The sequence below is a fragment of the Nocardia sp. NPDC051832 genome (genome assembly GCF_040681285.1).
GTDB lineage: Bacteria > Actinomycetota > Actinomycetes > Mycobacteriales > Mycobacteriaceae > Nocardia.
In genome coordinates, this window is sequence record NZ_JBFAYL010000005.1 from 194,795 (window position 1) to 210,495 (window position 15,701).

At 68.0% G+C, this 15,701-nt stretch carries 14 protein-coding genes; 4 read left to right on the forward strand and 10 right to left on the reverse strand.

Features of this window, described 5'->3' with window-relative positions; all coding sequences use genetic code 11:
- Positions 1–27: 27 nt before the first annotated feature.
- From AB0M14_RS30510 to AB0M14_RS30550, 9 genes are all read right to left on the reverse strand, one after another.
- Positions 28–432, reverse strand: a complete 405-nt coding sequence (locus AB0M14_RS30510) for a DUF4440 domain-containing protein (RefSeq protein WP_365001003.1) — start codon at positions 430–432, stop codon at positions 28–30.
- Between the two features lie 34 nt (positions 433–466).
- Positions 467–1,366, reverse strand: a complete 900-nt coding sequence (locus AB0M14_RS30515; RefSeq protein WP_365001006.1) for a hypothetical protein — start codon at positions 1,364–1,366, stop codon at positions 467–469.
- An 86-nt stretch (positions 1,367–1,452) separates the two neighbouring features.
- Positions 1,453–2,232 (reverse strand): DUF4239 domain-containing protein, encoded by a 780-nt coding sequence (locus AB0M14_RS30520; RefSeq protein ID WP_365001009.1) that lies wholly within the window; start codon positions 2,230–2,232, stop codon positions 1,453–1,455.
- Positions 2,233–2,359: 127 nt separating this feature from the next.
- Positions 2,360–3,691 (reverse strand): alpha/beta hydrolase, encoded by a 1,332-nt coding sequence (locus AB0M14_RS30525; RefSeq protein ID WP_365001012.1) that lies wholly within the window; start codon positions 3,689–3,691, stop codon positions 2,360–2,362.
- A gap of 15 nt (positions 3,692–3,706) precedes the next feature.
- The gene (locus AB0M14_RS30530; protein WP_365001015.1) at positions 3,707–3,898 is read right to left on the reverse strand and encodes a hypothetical protein; all 192 of its coding nucleotides are present in this window, start codon (positions 3,896–3,898) and stop codon (positions 3,707–3,709) included.
- Between the two features lie 6 nt (positions 3,899–3,904).
- The gene (locus AB0M14_RS30535; protein ID WP_365001018.1) at positions 3,905–4,423 is read right to left on the reverse strand and encodes a hypothetical protein; all 519 of its coding nucleotides are present in this window, start codon (positions 4,421–4,423) and stop codon (positions 3,905–3,907) included.
- Positions 4,424–4,476: 53 nt separating this feature from the next.
- Complete coding sequence (locus AB0M14_RS30540) at positions 4,477–7,095, reverse strand: aminotransferase class III-fold pyridoxal phosphate-dependent enzyme (protein WP_365001021.1); 2,619 nt, start codon at positions 7,093–7,095, stop codon at positions 4,477–4,479.
- A 24-nt stretch (positions 7,096–7,119) separates the two neighbouring features.
- The gene (locus AB0M14_RS30545; RefSeq protein WP_365001024.1) at positions 7,120–8,163 is read right to left on the reverse strand and encodes a 3-oxoacyl-[acyl-carrier-protein] synthase III C-terminal domain-containing protein; all 1,044 of its coding nucleotides are present in this window, start codon (positions 8,161–8,163) and stop codon (positions 7,120–7,122) included.
- Complete coding sequence (locus tag AB0M14_RS30550) at positions 8,160–10,217, reverse strand: AMP-binding protein (RefSeq protein ID WP_365001026.1); 2,058 nt, start codon at positions 10,215–10,217, stop codon at positions 8,160–8,162. Before AB0M14_RS30550 ends, AB0M14_RS30545 begins: the two co-directional genes overlap by 4 nt.
- Before the next feature lie 358 nt (positions 10,218–10,575).
- On the opposite strand from AB0M14_RS30550, the gene AB0M14_RS30555 reads away from it, so the two are divergent.
- The 4 genes from AB0M14_RS30555 to AB0M14_RS30570 are packed head-to-tail and all read left to right on the forward strand — an operon-like array spanning position 10,576 to position 15,397.
- Positions 10,576–11,232 carry a hypothetical protein gene (locus AB0M14_RS30555; protein WP_365001029.1) on the forward strand — a complete coding sequence of 219 codons (657 nt, stop codon included), beginning with the start codon at positions 10,576–10,578 and terminating at the stop codon, positions 11,230–11,232.
- A 15-nt stretch (positions 11,233–11,247) separates the two neighbouring features.
- Complete coding sequence (locus AB0M14_RS30560) at positions 11,248–12,510, forward strand: hypothetical protein (protein ID WP_365001032.1); 1,263 nt, start codon at positions 11,248–11,250, stop codon at positions 12,508–12,510.
- A 44-nt stretch (positions 12,511–12,554) separates the two neighbouring features.
- Positions 12,555–13,166, forward strand: a complete 612-nt coding sequence (locus AB0M14_RS30565) for a TetR family transcriptional regulator (RefSeq protein ID WP_365001034.1) — start codon at positions 12,555–12,557, stop codon at positions 13,164–13,166.
- A gap of 2 nt (positions 13,167–13,168) precedes the next feature.
- Positions 13,169–15,397, forward strand: a complete 2,229-nt coding sequence (locus AB0M14_RS30570; protein WP_365001037.1) for an MMPL family transporter — start codon at positions 13,169–13,171, stop codon at positions 15,395–15,397.
- Here the strand turns inward: AB0M14_RS30570 and AB0M14_RS30575 are convergent.
- Positions 15,394–15,696, reverse strand: a complete 303-nt coding sequence (locus tag AB0M14_RS30575; protein ID WP_365001040.1) for a hypothetical protein — start codon at positions 15,694–15,696, stop codon at positions 15,394–15,396. The two genes, AB0M14_RS30570 and AB0M14_RS30575, sit on opposite strands and share 4 nt — an antisense overlap.
- Positions 15,697–15,701 lie beyond the last annotated feature (5 nt).

A 15,701-nucleotide genomic window follows, 5' to 3' on the forward strand; every position in this document is an offset into this window, starting at 1 on the left:
CCCACCCCCGACGAAAGTTATAGGCCCTCAGCCGGTGATGGGCGTGTTCTGGGCGGCGGCCAGCCACCACTCACCGTCCCGCTCAACCAGGACGTACATCGCCATCTCCGAGAAGCCGCCGGGTTCGAGTGCTTGCCGGCGGATGTGTGCGACGACGTTGGGGGCGGGGGATCGGGCGGCGACGACTTCGAAGCGGGACGGCGGTGCGACACCGGCTTTCATGAGCTGGTGATGGATGGCGTTGAGCTCTTCGTATCCGATGAGGGTCGCGCCCCGGGGACTGCCCCACATGATGTCGGTGGCAAACCAGCTGTCGTAGGTGTCGGCGTTGCTCGATTCGCCGCCCTCTTGGAGTTGCGCCGCCAGGGCCGTCGCCTCGGTGTCGGCGACGGTTTGGCGGGTCGAATCGTGCAGTGTGGGACGTGGTTTCATGACAGCCACGGTAGGAGCTCAACATTTGTTGAGGTCAAGGTCGTTTGCGATCGGGCTCCGACGAGGCCCGCTGGGCGACGAGGATTGCCACGATCAGCACCACCACGATCTCGAGAAGATCCCACCCGACCGGGTTCTCGGCTGGTTGGGCGGCGGCGATGCCGGGTATCAACGCCGCATCGGCGGTCGCCGGGTCCCCGGCGACGGGCGGCGCCGGTCGCGCGACCTGACTGATCCCTGGCCCCGGCAGCGGACTCTGGCCGGGGACCGGCGGAATCTGTCCCGGAGCCGGTGGAATCAACAGGGGGACACCAGGAGCGGGTGGCGTCGGCGCGGGCGTCAACAACGCCAGACAGCTCAGCACGGCGCTCCCGGTCGCCGCGCTGCCGGTGACCGCGCTGCCCGCGCCGGCACTGCCCAGCAGACTGCCGAGAGTCGAACCACTCATCCCTGATCCGCCCGCCGCCGCCGACCCGGTCGCGGCACTGCCCACCGCCGCCGAACCCACCACCACCGACCACGAGCTTCCGAACAGCACGGGCCCCGAGGACCCCAGCAACGCCGACCCCGAACTCAACGCACTTCCGGTGAGCACCGCGAGCACCAGCATCGAACCGCCCAGCACCGCGCTACCCGCGCACGCGGTCTCCACGCTGCCACTGTCCAGCCCGGGCGCGGCAGCGGGGTCGAGCGCGATTTCTTTCCCCGCGGTCCCCGGCGCGTCCGCCGATTGCGTACCGGCACTACCGCTTTGGATCAGCTCGCCGACCATCGGCTCTAGTCGCAGCGGAGTTCCCGACTGCGGATTGTCTGGTGCAGCGCCTTCGTCGCCGGCGGAACCGCTGGCTATCCCCCCGACGAACGGCAATTCCGGCGGCCCCGCAGCGGCGAACGGGCAACCCAGCGCCAGCGTCATTGGCACCAGCATCGTCATCGGCACCAGCATCGTCGCCGCGATGACGTTCCGCGCCGCGCGAGCTCTTCGCCGTCCAGCTCTACCGAGGCCCATCCGCGGAACCCTCACTCGTCGCGGTGGCCGTCGTTGATCAGCTGATACTGCGATCGGGCGTAGCTGAACGCATCGGTCGGAACGCCGATGATGCTGGAGTACGGCCGCTGCAATCCGTGCACCGTCAACAGTGCCGCGCCGACCACCACCCCGAGCAGCGCGGTCATCACCACGCTGCGCCATGTCACTCGCATCCCGGACAGCACCGGACTCAGCAGCACCAGAATCGAACCGATGCACAGCACGGCGAAGAGGAAAGCGGGCAGCGTGCGACCGGCATCGATCGCACGATCGGCGCGGGCTTGGGTGATCCGGTCCAGCGCGGTCAGCGTGCGCGCACGAGCGTCGGTGACGAGCGGGTCCGCCGAACGTATCGGGACCACCGTCGACCGGACGTGCTCGAGCTCCGCGCCGACGGCGGAACTGACCCGATGGTCGCGCTCCATCATCGGCCACTCCTGCGAGACCACCTGATCGGTGTAGTTCCGCACCGAGTCACGGACCTGCCGCCGCTCCGCCTCGGGCAACGCCTGCGCCGACTCGTAGACGTCGACCAGCGCCTTCGCCTCGGTCACCGTGTGGTTGTGCGCGGTCTGCTGCTGTTGCCAGCACACCACGAAGGTGAAGGCGACGACCGCGGTGAACAGTGTCTTGATCAGGTCCAGGACCAGCGTGCCCGACGACTCGTCGCTGGTCTGGCGCCACGATTTGGGACGTAGTCGATCCCCGACGAGGAACAACGTCACCGTCGCCAGCACGACCCCGACGACGAGGAGAGTTTCCCGATCCATGAACGCTCCACCTTCCAGATCGCCACCGGGTGCAACTGGATTACGTGACGCGAGGAAACGTCGATCGATGAGCCTAGCAACGAACAAACCGGTCGGTTCGGATATCCGTTCGGACCGTGATTCGGCGTCAGAGAGTGCAGCGAGAATCGGCCGGCGGACCCTTCAGGTCGACGAGGTAGTCGGCGACGACGCGATTCACGCACGCGCTGGTTCCGGCGATGGCGACCGTGTGCAGCTCGCCCTCGACCGTGAGCACGGAACCGCCGAGCGTTTCGGCCAGGTTGACGCCACCGGCGTAGGGCGTGGTCGGGTCGCCGGTGATCGAGATCGTCAGGGTTTCGGGCAGTCCTTCGATGCCGGTCGCGTACGGATAGGTGAGAGTGGGTGCGGCGGGCCAGAACTCGCACGCGTCGCGAGCGCCGCCGGCTCCGCGACCCCAATCGGTGAACGGTGCGACCTCCTGGATCCGCCGCCGGAGCTCGGCCTCCTGCTCCGGGCTGCGCCGCTGCTCGTCCATGCAGTTGATCGCGAAGTTGGCCTCCGCGAAATTGGCCCAGTGTCCTTGCGCGTCACGGCCGCCGAAGAGGTCGCCGATCGCGAGCAGCGTGTCACCACGTCCGGTCCCGACCTCCGCGATGCCCTTGACGATCGCGGGCCAGGCCGCGGAGTCGTAGAGCCCGGCGATCACCGCGCCGTAGGCCGCGTTGAAGTCCACCTTCCGCCCGCTGGCGGTCACGATCGGCTGGTCGATGAGCGGCCGGATGATGTTCTGAAAGTTCTCGGTGGCTCGACTCGGGTCGGCGCCCAGCGGGCACCCGGGACGGGTCGCGCAGTCGGCCGCCATCTGGTCGAAGGACCGCTGAAAGCTCGTGAATTGGGACAACCGGCGTTCGACAGTGCCCCCGTGCGGATCGATGCCCCCGTCCAGAACCAGCGCACGCACCTTGTCCGGGAACATCTCCGCATAGACGGCTCCGAGCCGGGTGCCGTAGCTCTGGCCGAGATAGCTCAGCTTCTCATCGCCGAGGACCGCGCGCAGAATGTCCATGTCGCGCGCCGCGTCTCGGGTGCCGACATGGGCGAGCACATCCGGGCCGCCCGACCCGGCGGCGCACTTCTCCACCACCCGCCGGGCGTCCTGCTCGGTCATCGTCCCCGCGCCGACCGTCACCGAGGTGGCGGACGCGCCCGCGTCGATGTCGGCATCGGAGAAACAGTCGATCGCGGGTGTGGACGCGCCGACCCCGCGGGGATCGAACCCGATCAGATCGAACCGCTCGGTGATCGGGCTTTCCGCGAGATTCTTCGCCCCGGCAGCGGCCATGCTCATGCCGGGCCCGCCGGGCCCACCGGAGTTGAGCAGCAGCGATCCGATCGGCTTCCCCCGCGCGGGCGCTTTCAGCACCGCGATCCGCACGGTTCGCCCCGACGGGTCGGCGTAATCCAGCGGCACTTCCATACGCGCACACTGGAATCACGGATCGCCGGAGATGACTTTGTCGTCCGCGAGCGTCGTGGCGTACCCCGAGCACGGCCCGAAGGACAGTTTCTGGTCGTAGAAGCGCTGCAACTGTGCCGTCGGCTCCGGCTCGGATTCGGTGCACGCGCTGAGGCCCACCAGCAAAAGACCAGCCGCCACCAGCCGGCCGGGCAGAGAAAACCGCATATGGATTCAGTTCCCTTCGGTCTGTGGATCCCGGAGCATGCGTCCCACCCGCCGCATGACATCGATCTGCGCGGGGTTGTAGAGGTCGGTCAACGCCAGGTCGACGGTTTCGGCGACGCGCCGTGATTCGGTGCCCATGCCCTGCAACCCAGGATGTTTGGCGTACAGGTCGCGAATCTGGGGCAGCAGCCGCGCCGCCAGCGCACCGCGCGTTCGCTCGTCGGCATCGGCGGGCAACTCGTCGAGCTCCGGGCCCGCGGGCAGATGCTCCGGATCTTGCAGCATCTGCTTATACGCATCGAGCGTGGAACCGCTGAGCACGCGCGACATAACGACCACGAACGAGTGGTCGGCCGAAGAGAGCTCGCCGGCGGCCACCATGTCCGGCGCCACGTCGACGGGCGCGGCCCGCCGCAGGAACCCCGCGAGCTCGACCCGCGCCTGCCGCAACCGTTCGATCGTCGCCGCCAACTTGGCGTCCAAAGCGCGCAGCGCCTCCTCCGGATGCTCGTCGGCGTCTCCCACTCAACTGTGCCGTAACGGCACAGTCAAGTCCGGCTCCTGGCGTGTTCGACGCGCTAGGTGACGAAAAGCTGATCGGCGAGCATCTCGTCGAGGCTCTTGCCGAAGGCGTGCGCGATCTGGTCCAGATCCTCGACGGAGTGTGCGGCACTGATCAGGAAGCTGTGCATCTCGGCCATATAGACCTGATGTTTGCGCATGTAGTAGGCCAGCGCGATGGTGGCTTTGAAGTTGCTGCCCGCCATGCGATCTCGATACAACCCGGCCGCGCGATGACTGAAGTTCAGCGAGAAGATCGAGTTGCGCGCGGAGATGCGGCAGGCGATGTCGCGCTCCTGTGTCGCCGCGCGCAGCAACTCGGCGAGATGGTCGGTGTGGGCGTCGAGCCGGTCGTAGATCTCCGGGTGCGCCTCGAGGTGGCGCAGCGCGGCCAAGCCGGCCGTGCAGGTCAGCGAATTGCCGCTCAGGGTCCCGCCCGCGAACACCCGATTCTCGTAGTCGTAGAACGGATCTTGCGAACTCTTGGCCATCTCGATGAACCGGCGCTGCCCGACCACCGCGCCCACCGGCAGCCCGCCGCCGATCACCTTTCCGAGGCAGGTCAGGTCCGGTTCGATCCCGACCATCACCTGCGCACCGCCGTAGGCCACCCGGAAACCGCTGACCACCTCGTCGAAGATCAGCGGGACCCCGAGCTCGGTGCACAACGCGCGCAGCGCGGTGAGGAACTCGACGTCCAGCGCGACCACCGAGGTCGGCATCGGTTCCAAGATGACGCAGGCGAGTTCGTCGGCGTGCTCGCGCAACCGCTGCAAACCGGCGATGTCGCCGTATTGCAGCACGATGGTGCCCGCGACCGCCGCCGGATCGGCCCCGAGCGATCCGGCCACCGGCTCGGGCCGCGCCCGATCACCGGAGAACCGGAACCACGAACTGACCAGGCCCTGATCGGAGGACCCGTGGTAGTGCCCTTCGCACTTCGCCACCATGGTCCGCCGCCGGTAACCCCGGCACATGCGGATCGCGAACATGATCGCCTCGGTCCCCGAATTGCACAGCACCGCTTGCTCGGCCGCGGGCAGCGCGTCCACCAGCAATTCGGCCAGCTCGATCTCGGCGGCATTGCCGATGCCGTTGACCAGCCCGCGCGCCGCGCCCTCGGTGATCGCCGCGGTGATCGCCGGATGCGCGTAGCCGAGCAGGTGCGGGCCGTATCCGGCGGACAGGTCCAGGTATTCGTTGCCGTCGAAATCCCGGATGCTGCCGCCGACGGCCTCCTTGACGAAGACCGGGAACCCGCTCGGGAAGAAGTAGCGGTCGATGTGGGTCGGCGCGACCAGCGAGGACCGCGCCCGGTCCCGCATTTTCAGCGAGGTCGGCATCTGATCGGTGAAGTCGTCTTCGAACCGCCGCTCGACCTCGGCGCTCATGTAGGGGGAGTAGCGGTCGGTGAATTTGCGGGCGTTGGCCCAGATGTCGATGTCCGGGTCGATCTGGGAGGCGAAACCCTCGCCGGACAGGAAGACCAGCTCCACCTTGGTGAAGTTCGTGGTGTAGCGCGAATCGTACCGGCGCAGTACGGCATTGACGTCGTTGAAGTAGGACACCGTCGACCACCGGTTGGTGGAGATGTCGAAGTGATATCGCAGAACCTCGATCATGTCGGCGACGTAGTCCGCGTGCCGCTCCCGCACCGCCGCGCCCGCGATCACGAAATAGCGGGTGAACCGATCGACCGCGATCTCCCACTCCTTGCGGGTGCAGGCGTAGTAGAAGGAGGACAGACCCCACTTCTCGTCCTCGCTCAGCTCGACGGTGACGCCGTAGTCCAGCAGCACCAGTTCCCCGTCGGGAGTGAACATCACGTTGCCCGGATGCGGGTCGCCGTGGCAGATGCCGTGCATGTACAGCATCGTGTAGATGATGTCCTGGAGCCGCTGGGCCAGGCGCGGCCGCGGGAACGGCACGGTGTCGACCCGTTTGCCCGGGATCCCGTGCATGTACTCCATCACCAGCATCCGTTTGCTGACCAGTTCCGGCAGCACGGCGGGCACCTTCACGAACGGGTGTGCCCGCAGGTTCTCGTGGATGCGCTGTTGTTTCGCGGCTTCGTGCGTCATATCGGCCTGCGGCCGCAGCAGCCGCGCCACCTCGGTGAATCGCCGCGGCACGTCCAGATACCGTATTGGCGGCACCGTGGCGTGCACCAGCTTCACCATCGCGCCGAGCGAGGACAGGCTGTCCTCGATCTGCTCCGGCACCGAATCCTTGACCAGCTTGACCGCGACCTTGCGCCCATCGAGCAGCTCCGCGATGTGCACCTGCGCGACCGACGCACTGGCGATCGGCGTCAAATCGAAAGAGCTGAAAGTGTTTTCGAGCTTGTCACCCAGCTCCCGCTCGACCGCGCGCCGAGTCTGCGCCGCGGTCATGTGCGGGGTCTGGTCCTGGAGCACCCGCAGTGTGTCCACCCACGATGGCGGCAGCAGATCCGAGCGGGTCGCCGCGATCTGGCCGATCTTGATGTAGATCGGTCCCATCCGCAGCAGGAACGCCAGGATGGCGTCGGCCTGGCGCTGCTCCGGGGAGACCTCGCGCCGCCGGATCGAGTCGATCGAGTACGCGGCGACCCCGCGCATTCCATTGCCGGCAACCCTGCCGAGATGTCTGAACATGGCGCACCCGTTCGGCTTTGGTCCTCAGAGGACGAAGGAGAATACGGCGAAGGACATTCCGGCGCTGCCGACCCAGCCCACCGCGCGGTCGCCGGGCAGCAACGCGCCTTGCTCGACCGCCGAGGCGATGGCGGCGGGCACCGAGGCCGACACGATATTGCCGGTTCGTTGATAGACGTGATGGATCGCCGAACCGAGCCCGACCTGGTCGGCCATCATCTGCCAGTAGCGTTTGCTGGAGGCGTGGGTGAACAGCGCCGCCACCTTCTCGGTGTCGACGGCGAGGCGATCGAAGACGGCGTACGCGTCGGCGAGGCCGGTCTCGTGCATCTCGAAGCCGAACGAGGTGAAGTAGCCGACCCCGTTGGCCGCCAGCTTGTCCGACGGGTCGCAATATCCCTCGTAACCCGCCAGCGGCACATTGCACAGCGGGGCCAGGTCGGGCCGGGAGGCGAAGTGGAACTCCCACGGCTCGTGCTCGTCGGCGGTGAGAATCGTCGCGGTCGAGCCTTCCCCGAGCGTGTAGGCCGGGAATCTGGACTCCAGCGCCGCCGCGTTCGGCAGCCGGAACAGGTGCGGCACCACGGCCCCGCCCTCGCGCAGGCTGAACTCCGCGTTGACGATCATCGCCGCGCGATAGGGCCCGGTGCGCATCAGCGATTCGGTCACCTGCAGCGCCCGGGTCCAGCTCATGCAGGCATCCAGGAGGTCGAAGCAGTGCGCGTTGCCCAGCCCGATCGCCGCGGCCGAGTGGTAGGCCCCGCCCGGTTCGACGAATCCGCGCCCGATCCCGGTGTAGATAAGCAGATCGATCTGCTCGGGCCGCATATCCGCCTGTGCGAGTGCCGTTTTCGCGGCCCCGCGCAGCAGATCGATGGGGCGCTCACCGTCGTCGAGCCAGCACCGGTCCTGCGAGCCCGCGTAGCGCAGATAGCTGTCGATGGTCCGCAGCGTGCCGTCGAGGTCGCCGTCGAAGTCCTCGGCGCTGTGCTCGGCGATCATGTCGAGGATGTCGGCATTGCTCACCGTGCGGGACGGCAGGCCGGCCACCGCGGCCCGGAGCTTCATCGCGCACCGCCCGGAGCCAGAATGTCCGCGAGTACCCGCACCATGTCGGTGACCGTCTCCGAGTCCCAGATCAGTTCGGGCGCGAAGCGTTTGCCCGCCCATGATTCGAGCCATTCGTGCAGATCGATCTGATCGACCGAGCCGAGCCCGTGTTCGGCCAGTGAACGATCCGGATCCAGGTCCGGCGCGTCCGGCTTGTTCTCGGCCAGCCAGGCGTGGATCTGCTCGATCAGGCCCTGCCGCACCAGGTCTCGCATGGCGGTGCGGCCGTTCCCGTTCCCGTTCCCGTTCGTGGCGGTGCGCGCGGGCGCGGGTTCGACCGGCGCCGGGCGCACCCAGCGCTGGGTCTCGGATAGTCGCCCGGCGACGAAATCGGTCATGCAGTGCTGGCGGCGCAGCTTGCCGCTGGTGGTCCGCGGCACCGTGCCCGGCTGCACCAGAACCACGGTGGCGGGGGCGATTCCGTGCCGCCTGGCCACCGCGTCGTGCATCGACGCCGCCAGGCTTTCGAGCTCGCGCCCGGCGTCGGTGCGGCACTCGGCGACCAGCACAAGATCCTCCTGACCGGAGTCCTCGACCGCGAAGGCGAGGACTGCGCCCGCCCGCAAGGCGTCGTCGCTGTCGACGACGGTGGCCTCGATGTCCTCGAGGTAGTAGTTCATGCCGTTGACGATCATCAGATTCTTGAGCCGCCCGCAGATGAAAAGCTCACCGGCATAGACGAATCCGAGATCGCCCGTGCGTAGCCACGGGGTCTCGCCGCCGCCGGCCAGGCGAGCGCCGAAGGTGCGTTCGGTTTCCTCCGGCCGCCCCCAGTAGCCGGGCGACACGCATGGACCCTGCACCCAGATCTCGCCGACCTCGCCTTCGGAGACCTGGCGTCCGGATTCCGGCTCGACGATCGCCATCTCGGTATCCAGCACGGTGGTACCGAGAGCGACCAGGTCGACACCCTCCGGCTCCGCGGTCGGCACCGCCTTGCGGCGAGCCAGCCCCGCGCTGTCGAAACGCTCGGCGAAATAGCGCTGTTCGGCCGTGCAGCAGGTCACCTTGAGGGTGTCCTCGGCCAGGCCGTAGCCGGGCGAGAGCGCGGTTTCCGGCAGTCCGCACGGGGCGAAGGCGGCCTCGAAACGTTCCAAGGTGGACTTGCGGACGGCCTCGGCGCCATTGCTGAGTACCCGCCAACTGCTCAGATCCAGCGCCGCCCGCTGCTCCGGAGTCGTCCGGTCCACGCACAGGTCGAACGCGAAATTGGGTGCGCCACTGTGTGTTCCGTGATATTTCGTCACCGCGTCGAGCCAGCGGACGGGGTTCTTCACGAAGGTGGCCGGTGCCATAAGCACCGCGCGGCCGCCCGTGAAGACCGGCAGCAGCACGCCGGTCACCTGCCCGAAGTCGTGGAAGTGCGGCAGCCACGAGGTCACCACGCTGTCGGCGTCGATGTGCCAGGCGCAGGCCATCTCCATCGACTGCTGGACCGACATCGCGTGGTCGATGATCACGCCCTTCGGCGTGGCGGTCGAGCCGGAGGTGTATTGCAGGTAGGCGATGGCCGCCGGGTCGATCGCCGGGGGCTCGGCGGTGGCCTCCGCGGCCGGCGCGATCTCCTCGGTGACAACGCGCGGCAGCCCTGCGACCGTCAGCTCGTCGCTGAAAGCAGCCATGGCGGTGGCGATCTCGCGCGTGGTGAGCACGCCGGCGGCCGCGCAATCCTGCGCGATCACCTCGATCTGCTCGACCCGCCCGCGCCCTGGCTCGTAGAGCGGCACCGCGATCACCCCGGCATACAGGCAACCGAAGAACGCGGCGATGTAGTCGAGCCCGGCGGGGTAGAGCAGCAAGACCCGATCGCCGCCCTGGAACTGTTCGGCCAGCACCCCGGCGATGCCGCGCGCCCGGCGATCCAGGTCGCGGTAGGTCAGACTGCCGGATTCGTGGCCGTTCTCGTCCAGGAATATGTAGGCCGTCCGATCACCGCTCCGCCGGGCCCGCGTGTCGAGCAAATCTACCCAGTCGCTGGCGGAGACAACAGAATCCGAGGACAACGTTTTCATGCCCACCTCTATACGTTGAAAGCTTGGTGATCGAATTTGGTCGGATGATTTCCCGGAAATGAGAATTGCGCTCAATCTAGCCACGAAATCGCTGGTGCGTCAATACTTCCGGGGATCGCCGATCGCATCAGGAATGTGTCAGCCGAACTGTCAGCGATGGCCGCGAAAATGACAGCAACGGCCGGCGCCACATGATCGACCAGGAGGTGTACCCGACATGTTCCGGGGTCGTGACCGGGACCGGAGCATTGCCGAGAGATCAGAGTTCCCGGTATCGGCGCTGGACGAGGCCATCGTTCTGGATCCGGCCAGTCCATTGCACATCACCCATACAATTTGCGGTCTGACAATTGCCACAGTGTCTGTGGATTGGTTACGCGAACGGCCTGCCGAGCATATTGCGGCGACTATCGCGCGGCACCTGTCCACGGCCGAGGCCGCCTATGCCGCGACCTTGTGGACGCCGAAACGCCGGTTCGAATGGCTGGCCGGAAGATTGGCGGCCAAATGCGCCGTCTGTGCATATCTTCGATTGCACCTCGGAATAATCAAGCAGACCCAGGAGATCGTCGTCGAGGTGACCGGCGAGGGTCCGCGCGCGGGTAAGCCTTTCGTGAACGCCGGCGCCGAGATCGGCATCTCGCACTCGGGCGCTTTCGCGATCGGCGTGTGCACCACCGAGCCGGTGGGCATCGATCTCGAGCGGAACCGCAGGCTCGCGCCGCCGCTGGTGCATGCGCTGGGGCCCGCGGTCCGCGGTACGAGCGCGGCCGGCTCGCGCCTGCACACGATGCCGGTGCCACTGCGGTGGGCGTGCACGGAGGCGGTACTCAAGCACTACGGCTTCGGCCTGCGCGTCGATCCGCGCGAGGTGGTGCTCACCGCGTGGCGGTCCGACGGCTCCTTCCTGTGGCGAGCGGGCCCCGGATTGCGTCGCGAGATCGCGGCGCTGCCCTGGCCGCACCACGCCTGGGCGGGCGAAATCGCCGGGTATTCCCTGGCTTTGGTTTGGTAGACGGCGGAGGAGAGCATGAAAGCCCAACACGCTCGGCAGCGAGTCGCGATTCCCTTCGGACAAGCCCTCACAGCGGCGTTGGCGGTGGCGGCGACGAGCCCGTCCTCGCACAACTGCCAGCCGTGGGCGGTGGCGCGGTTGGCCGGTGGCGCCGACCCCGACGAGAGCGCGCCGGCACGGGAATTCCTTGTGCTGGCGGCGGATCGGGGCCGGGAGATCGGCGCGCTGCCCGCGCATCACACGGAGATGCTGCTCAGCTGCGGCCTGTACTGGCGGCTGCTGCACCGAGCTTTGGCCGCGCAGGGCTGGATCGCGCACGGAGTTCTGCCGCCGGTCGGCGGGCGGAACCTGGCGTCGGTTGCCGCGGTATCGCGGGACCTGCCGCCAACCGACCCGGCATCGCGGGACCTGCCGCCTGCCGACCCGGCGTCGCGAGACCTGCCGCCTGCTGACGTGCCGTTGCGGGAACCGTCGCCTGCCGACCCGTTGTTGCGGGATCTGCCGCCGACGTGGAAACCGTTGCGGCTCATGGAGTTCCGCTGGACGGGCGAGCGGCCGGAAGCGCTGCCCACGTTGCGCGCTCTCGCCGCTGCCCGGCAAACCAATCGGGGACCGTACCGCGCGCGGCCGATACCTGCGGCCACTCTGGCCGCGCTCGGCGGATATCTTGAAAGCACAATTCCGGCGATCGAGGTCCGGAATCTGGTCACCGCGGACGAGCTCGATCGGTTCGCCGACTATGTCAGAAAGCATGCCGGCCGGGATTTTGCCCATCAGCAGGCGTGGCAGGAGACGCATTCCTTTATTCGGCGGGACGCCGAGGAAGCAGCGGCGCGGGGCGACGGTTTTACCCTCGCGCACCTGTTCGGCCCGCTCTCGCCCGCGCAGCAGCTGCTGCGGCGCTGGGTGCTCGCACCGCGGACGATGCGCGCGCTGCGCGTGATCGGCTTCCCGCGCCTGCTCGCTGGACAGCTCGCGCGCGTGGTCCGTACCGCGCCGGTCGTGGTGGCGTTGAGCCTGCCGGAATCCGGCGACCTGGACGACGACCTGATCACCGCGGGGGAGCGCCTCAGCGACTACTGGCTGCGGGTGACCCGGCTGGGACTGGTGCTGCATCCGGTCAGCGTCGTGCTCCAGCACGACGACCTGCGCGCCGGTCTGCGCACCCGGTTCGGCTTGACCGGCCGCCCCTTCTTCGTCGCGCGCCTGGGCTATCCGACGACGAGCTTTCCTCACTCCCCACGCCGGGATCCGGACGCGTGTTTCCGCGAGTTGTAGCCATTCCGGCCCATGAAGCCGCTGGTGGTGCCATGCTTGTCCACATGGACAAGGCGATTGGACAGTCCATTCGGCCAAACAGCGCCACGCAGGGTGCGGCCACCCGCGCGGCGATCATCGACGCCACCGTGGAGATCATCATCGAGGCCGGGTGGGGCGGGGTCACGCTGCGCGCGGTCGCCGCCCGGGCGGGCGTGCGGCACGGCGTCGTGGGCTATCACTTCCGCGGGAAGGAGGACCTGCTCGGTCAGGCCGCCGCGGCGGCGACCCGGAATCTGCTGGCGCAGCCGCTGGCGTTCGCGCGCCAGGCGACCGACCTCGATCAACTGGTCGAAGGGACCCTGGCCTGGTACTCGGCGGGCTCGCTCACCGATCCGGCGCTGGCGTTGCTGCTGGAGATCCTGCGGCAGGGCGTCCGTGATCCGGCGCTGCGTGCGCCGATCGCCGCGGAGATGCGCGCCTACCGCGCCGCGCTCACCGATCTCATCGACAAGGGCCAGGCCGGTGGTGCGCTCACCGCACGCGTGCCCGCGGCCGATATCGCGACCATCGTCGCGGCCCTGCTCGACGGACTGCTCATGCACGCCGTCTTCGATCCCGAGTTGAACCTGGAGGGCACGGCCGCGGCCGTGCGCTCGCTGCTGTCTGGAGGCTGACCGTGAGACAACACAGCTGGGGTGCGCACATGGCCCGCCGGCGCCGCCTGGTGATCGTCACCTGGTTGGTGCTGATCATCCTGTGCGGCTTGGCATTTCCGCTACTTTCCAAAGAACTCAAAGCACCGAACTACGGCGTGGACGGCGCGCAGTCGACGCGGGCGTCGACGCTGATCCAGCAGTACTTCCAAGGGCTGGGCAACGAACAGGACGTCATCGTGTTCGACGCCCCGCAGGGGCAGGTCACCGACGCGGACCAGCGCGCCGCGATCGACCGGGTCGTCGTCGCGGCCCGCGGGTCGACCGGCGTGGTCACCGTCATCGGCCCGTTCGACCCGCTGGCCAAGGATCAGGTCGCACCGGACGGCCGGGCCGCCCTGGCCTTCGTCGGCCTGCAAGGCGACACCGACCAATTACCCAGTCGCGCAAGCGATCTGCAAGAGGCCATCGACCAGGCGGCGGGCAGCGGCATCGAGGCGTATCTGACCGGCTACTCACCGATCACCAACGACCTGACCGTCGTCGAGACGGCCGCGGCCTCGAAAGCGGAGGGCATCGGCCTGCCGATCGCGCTGGTGATCATGGTGCTGGCCTTCGGCGCGGTGCTGGCCGCGGCCCTGCCGCTGCTGCTCGCGATCGCCGGACTGATGCTCACCTTCGGCGTGATCTATCTGCTCAGCTTCGTGATGACCTTCGACGCCTTCCTGATCACCATCGTCACGATGATCGGCACCGGCATCGGGATCGACTACGCGATGTTCATCGTGAGCCGGTTCCGGGAGGAACTGGCCCGGCGGGGAGTCACCACGCACGATCCGGACGCGATCGCCGAGGCCGCGGGGGTGGCCATTCGCACCTCGGGGCGCACGATCCTGTTCTCCGGTGTGGTCGTGGGCATTTCGGTGTGCTCGTTCTTCATCCTGAAATCGCCGCTGTTCCGGGAGATTTCGATCGGTGTGCTGGTATCGGTGATCTGCACCGTGATCGCGGCGCTGACGTTGCTGCCCGCCGTCCTGGCGGCGCTGGGTCCGCGCGTGAACGGCTGGCAGCTGCCGCCGCGCTGGCGGCCGGCGGACGTGCGGTCCGACACCCATCTCGCCGCCGGGCCGTGGGCGCGCTGGGCGCACCTGGTCATTCGGCGCCCGGTCATCTACGCGCTGGTGGTCGCCATCGTGCTGGTCGTGGCGGCGCTGCCGGTCGGCAGCTTGCAGTACGGCATCGACCTCGGCACGAAATCCCTGGCGGGCCGGCCCAGCGCGAGTGCGCAGGAGGTGCTCGACCGCTCGTTCAGCCCGGGTGTCGTCTCGCCGATCCAGGTCGTGATCACCGCGCCCGGCGACGAGCCGCTCGATGCCGCGGGGCAGGAACGGGCCGGCCGCCTCGCGACGGAGCTGTCCGGGGACTCGCGCGTCGCGCAGGTCGAAACACTGCCGAATCAAGGCCGGGTGCTGCTCAATGTGGTGCCGCGGGTGGCGATCGACTCCAGCGAGGCCATCGCGCTGGTCCAGCACATTCGCGACGACCTCGCGCCGCCGACCGGCGATCAGGTCCTGGTCGGCGGGGCGACAGCGAGTTTCGTGGACCTGTCCGACGAGACGACGGCCAAACTGCCCTGGGTGCTGCTGCTGGTGCTGGGCTTGTCGCTGGTATTCCTGCTGCTGATCTTCCGCAGCGTGGTGCTGCCGATCAAAGCCGTCATCATGAACCTGCTCGCCACCGGCGCGGCGATCGGGCTGACCGTCGCGGTGTTCCAATGGGGCCACGGCGCCGGGCTGCTCGGCTTCACCAGCACCGGCTTCCTCCAGGTGTATCTGCCGATCACGGTGTTCGTGCTGCTGTTCGGCCTGTCGATGGACTACGAGGTCTTCCTGATTCGCCGGATCCAGGAGGCGTGGGAAGACGGCCACGAGACCGATGAATCCATCGCCATCGGCGTCGAGCACACCGCGCGGCCGATCACCGCCGCCGCGGCGATCATGGTCGCGGTCTTCGGCAGCTTCGTCACCGCGCAGGTGCTGGAGCTCAAGCAGTTCGGCTTCGCGCTCGCGGTGGCCGTGGCCATCGACGCGACCCTGGTGCGGCTCGTGCTGGTCCCCGCGCTGATGAAACTCTTCGGAGACTGGAACTGGTGGCTGCCCGCGTGGCTGGACCGCATCCTGCCGCGGATCGGCGAGCATCACCCGCGCCGGGCCGAGGAGCCGGAGCTGGCGGCGTCCGCCGAAAGCCGCTAGGCCTGGTAGCCGGGGTCGATCCGGACGCCCTCGAATTCTTCGGTGACCGTCGCCATGGTGTCGAAAGCGGCGACGAGGCCCTTGAATTCGGGGGTGTGCATGTCCTGCTCGAAGTCCGCGCGGCTGCTCACCTGGATCACCTCGAAATACTGCCCGGGCGTGGCGGTGCGCTGAACGCTGAAGCTCCGGACGCTGGGCAACTGCGGGCAGGTCCGGTAATCGGTGTCGCGGACCCAGGTTTCGAAGTCCGCGGGATCGATACCGGGGTGCAGGCGGATGAGATGAACGATGAGGTCCATGGGGA

Coding starts and splice junctions, on each gene's coding strand:
- AB0M14_RS30515 (WP_365001006.1), bottom strand. CDS start 1,366: ATGACGATGCTGGTGCCAATGACGCTGGCGCTGGGTTGCCCGTTCGCC.
- AB0M14_RS30550 (WP_365001026.1), bottom strand. CDS start 10,217: ATGAAAACGTTGTCCTCGGATTCTGTTGTCTCCGCCAGCGACTGGGTA.
- AB0M14_RS30545 (WP_365001024.1), bottom strand. CDS start 8,163: ATGAAGCTCCGGGCCGCGGTGGCCGGCCTGCCGTCCCGCACGGTGAGC.
- AB0M14_RS30530 (WP_365001015.1), bottom strand. CDS start 3,898: ATGCGGTTTTCTCTGCCCGGCCGGCTGGTGGCGGCTGGTCTTTTGCTG.
- AB0M14_RS30560 (WP_365001032.1), top strand. CDS start 11,248: ATGAAAGCCCAACACGCTCGGCAGCGAGTCGCGATTCCCTTCGGACAA.
- AB0M14_RS30520 (WP_365001009.1), bottom strand. CDS start 2,232: ATGGATCGGGAAACTCTCCTCGTCGTCGGGGTCGTGCTGGCGACGGTG.
- AB0M14_RS30525 (WP_365001012.1), bottom strand. CDS start 3,691: ATGGAAGTGCCGCTGGATTACGCCGACCCGTCGGGGCGAACCGTGCGG.
- AB0M14_RS30575 (WP_365001040.1), bottom strand. CDS start 15,696: ATGGACCTCATCGTTCATCTCATCCGCCTGCACCCCGGTATCGATCCC.
- AB0M14_RS30540 (WP_365001021.1), bottom strand. CDS start 7,095: ATGTTCAGACATCTCGGCAGGGTTGCCGGCAATGGAATGCGCGGGGTC.
- AB0M14_RS30510 (WP_365001003.1), bottom strand. CDS start 432: ATGAAACCACGTCCCACACTGCACGATTCGACCCGCCAAACCGTCGCC.
- AB0M14_RS30565 (WP_365001034.1), top strand. CDS start 12,555: ATGGACAAGGCGATTGGACAGTCCATTCGGCCAAACAGCGCCACGCAG.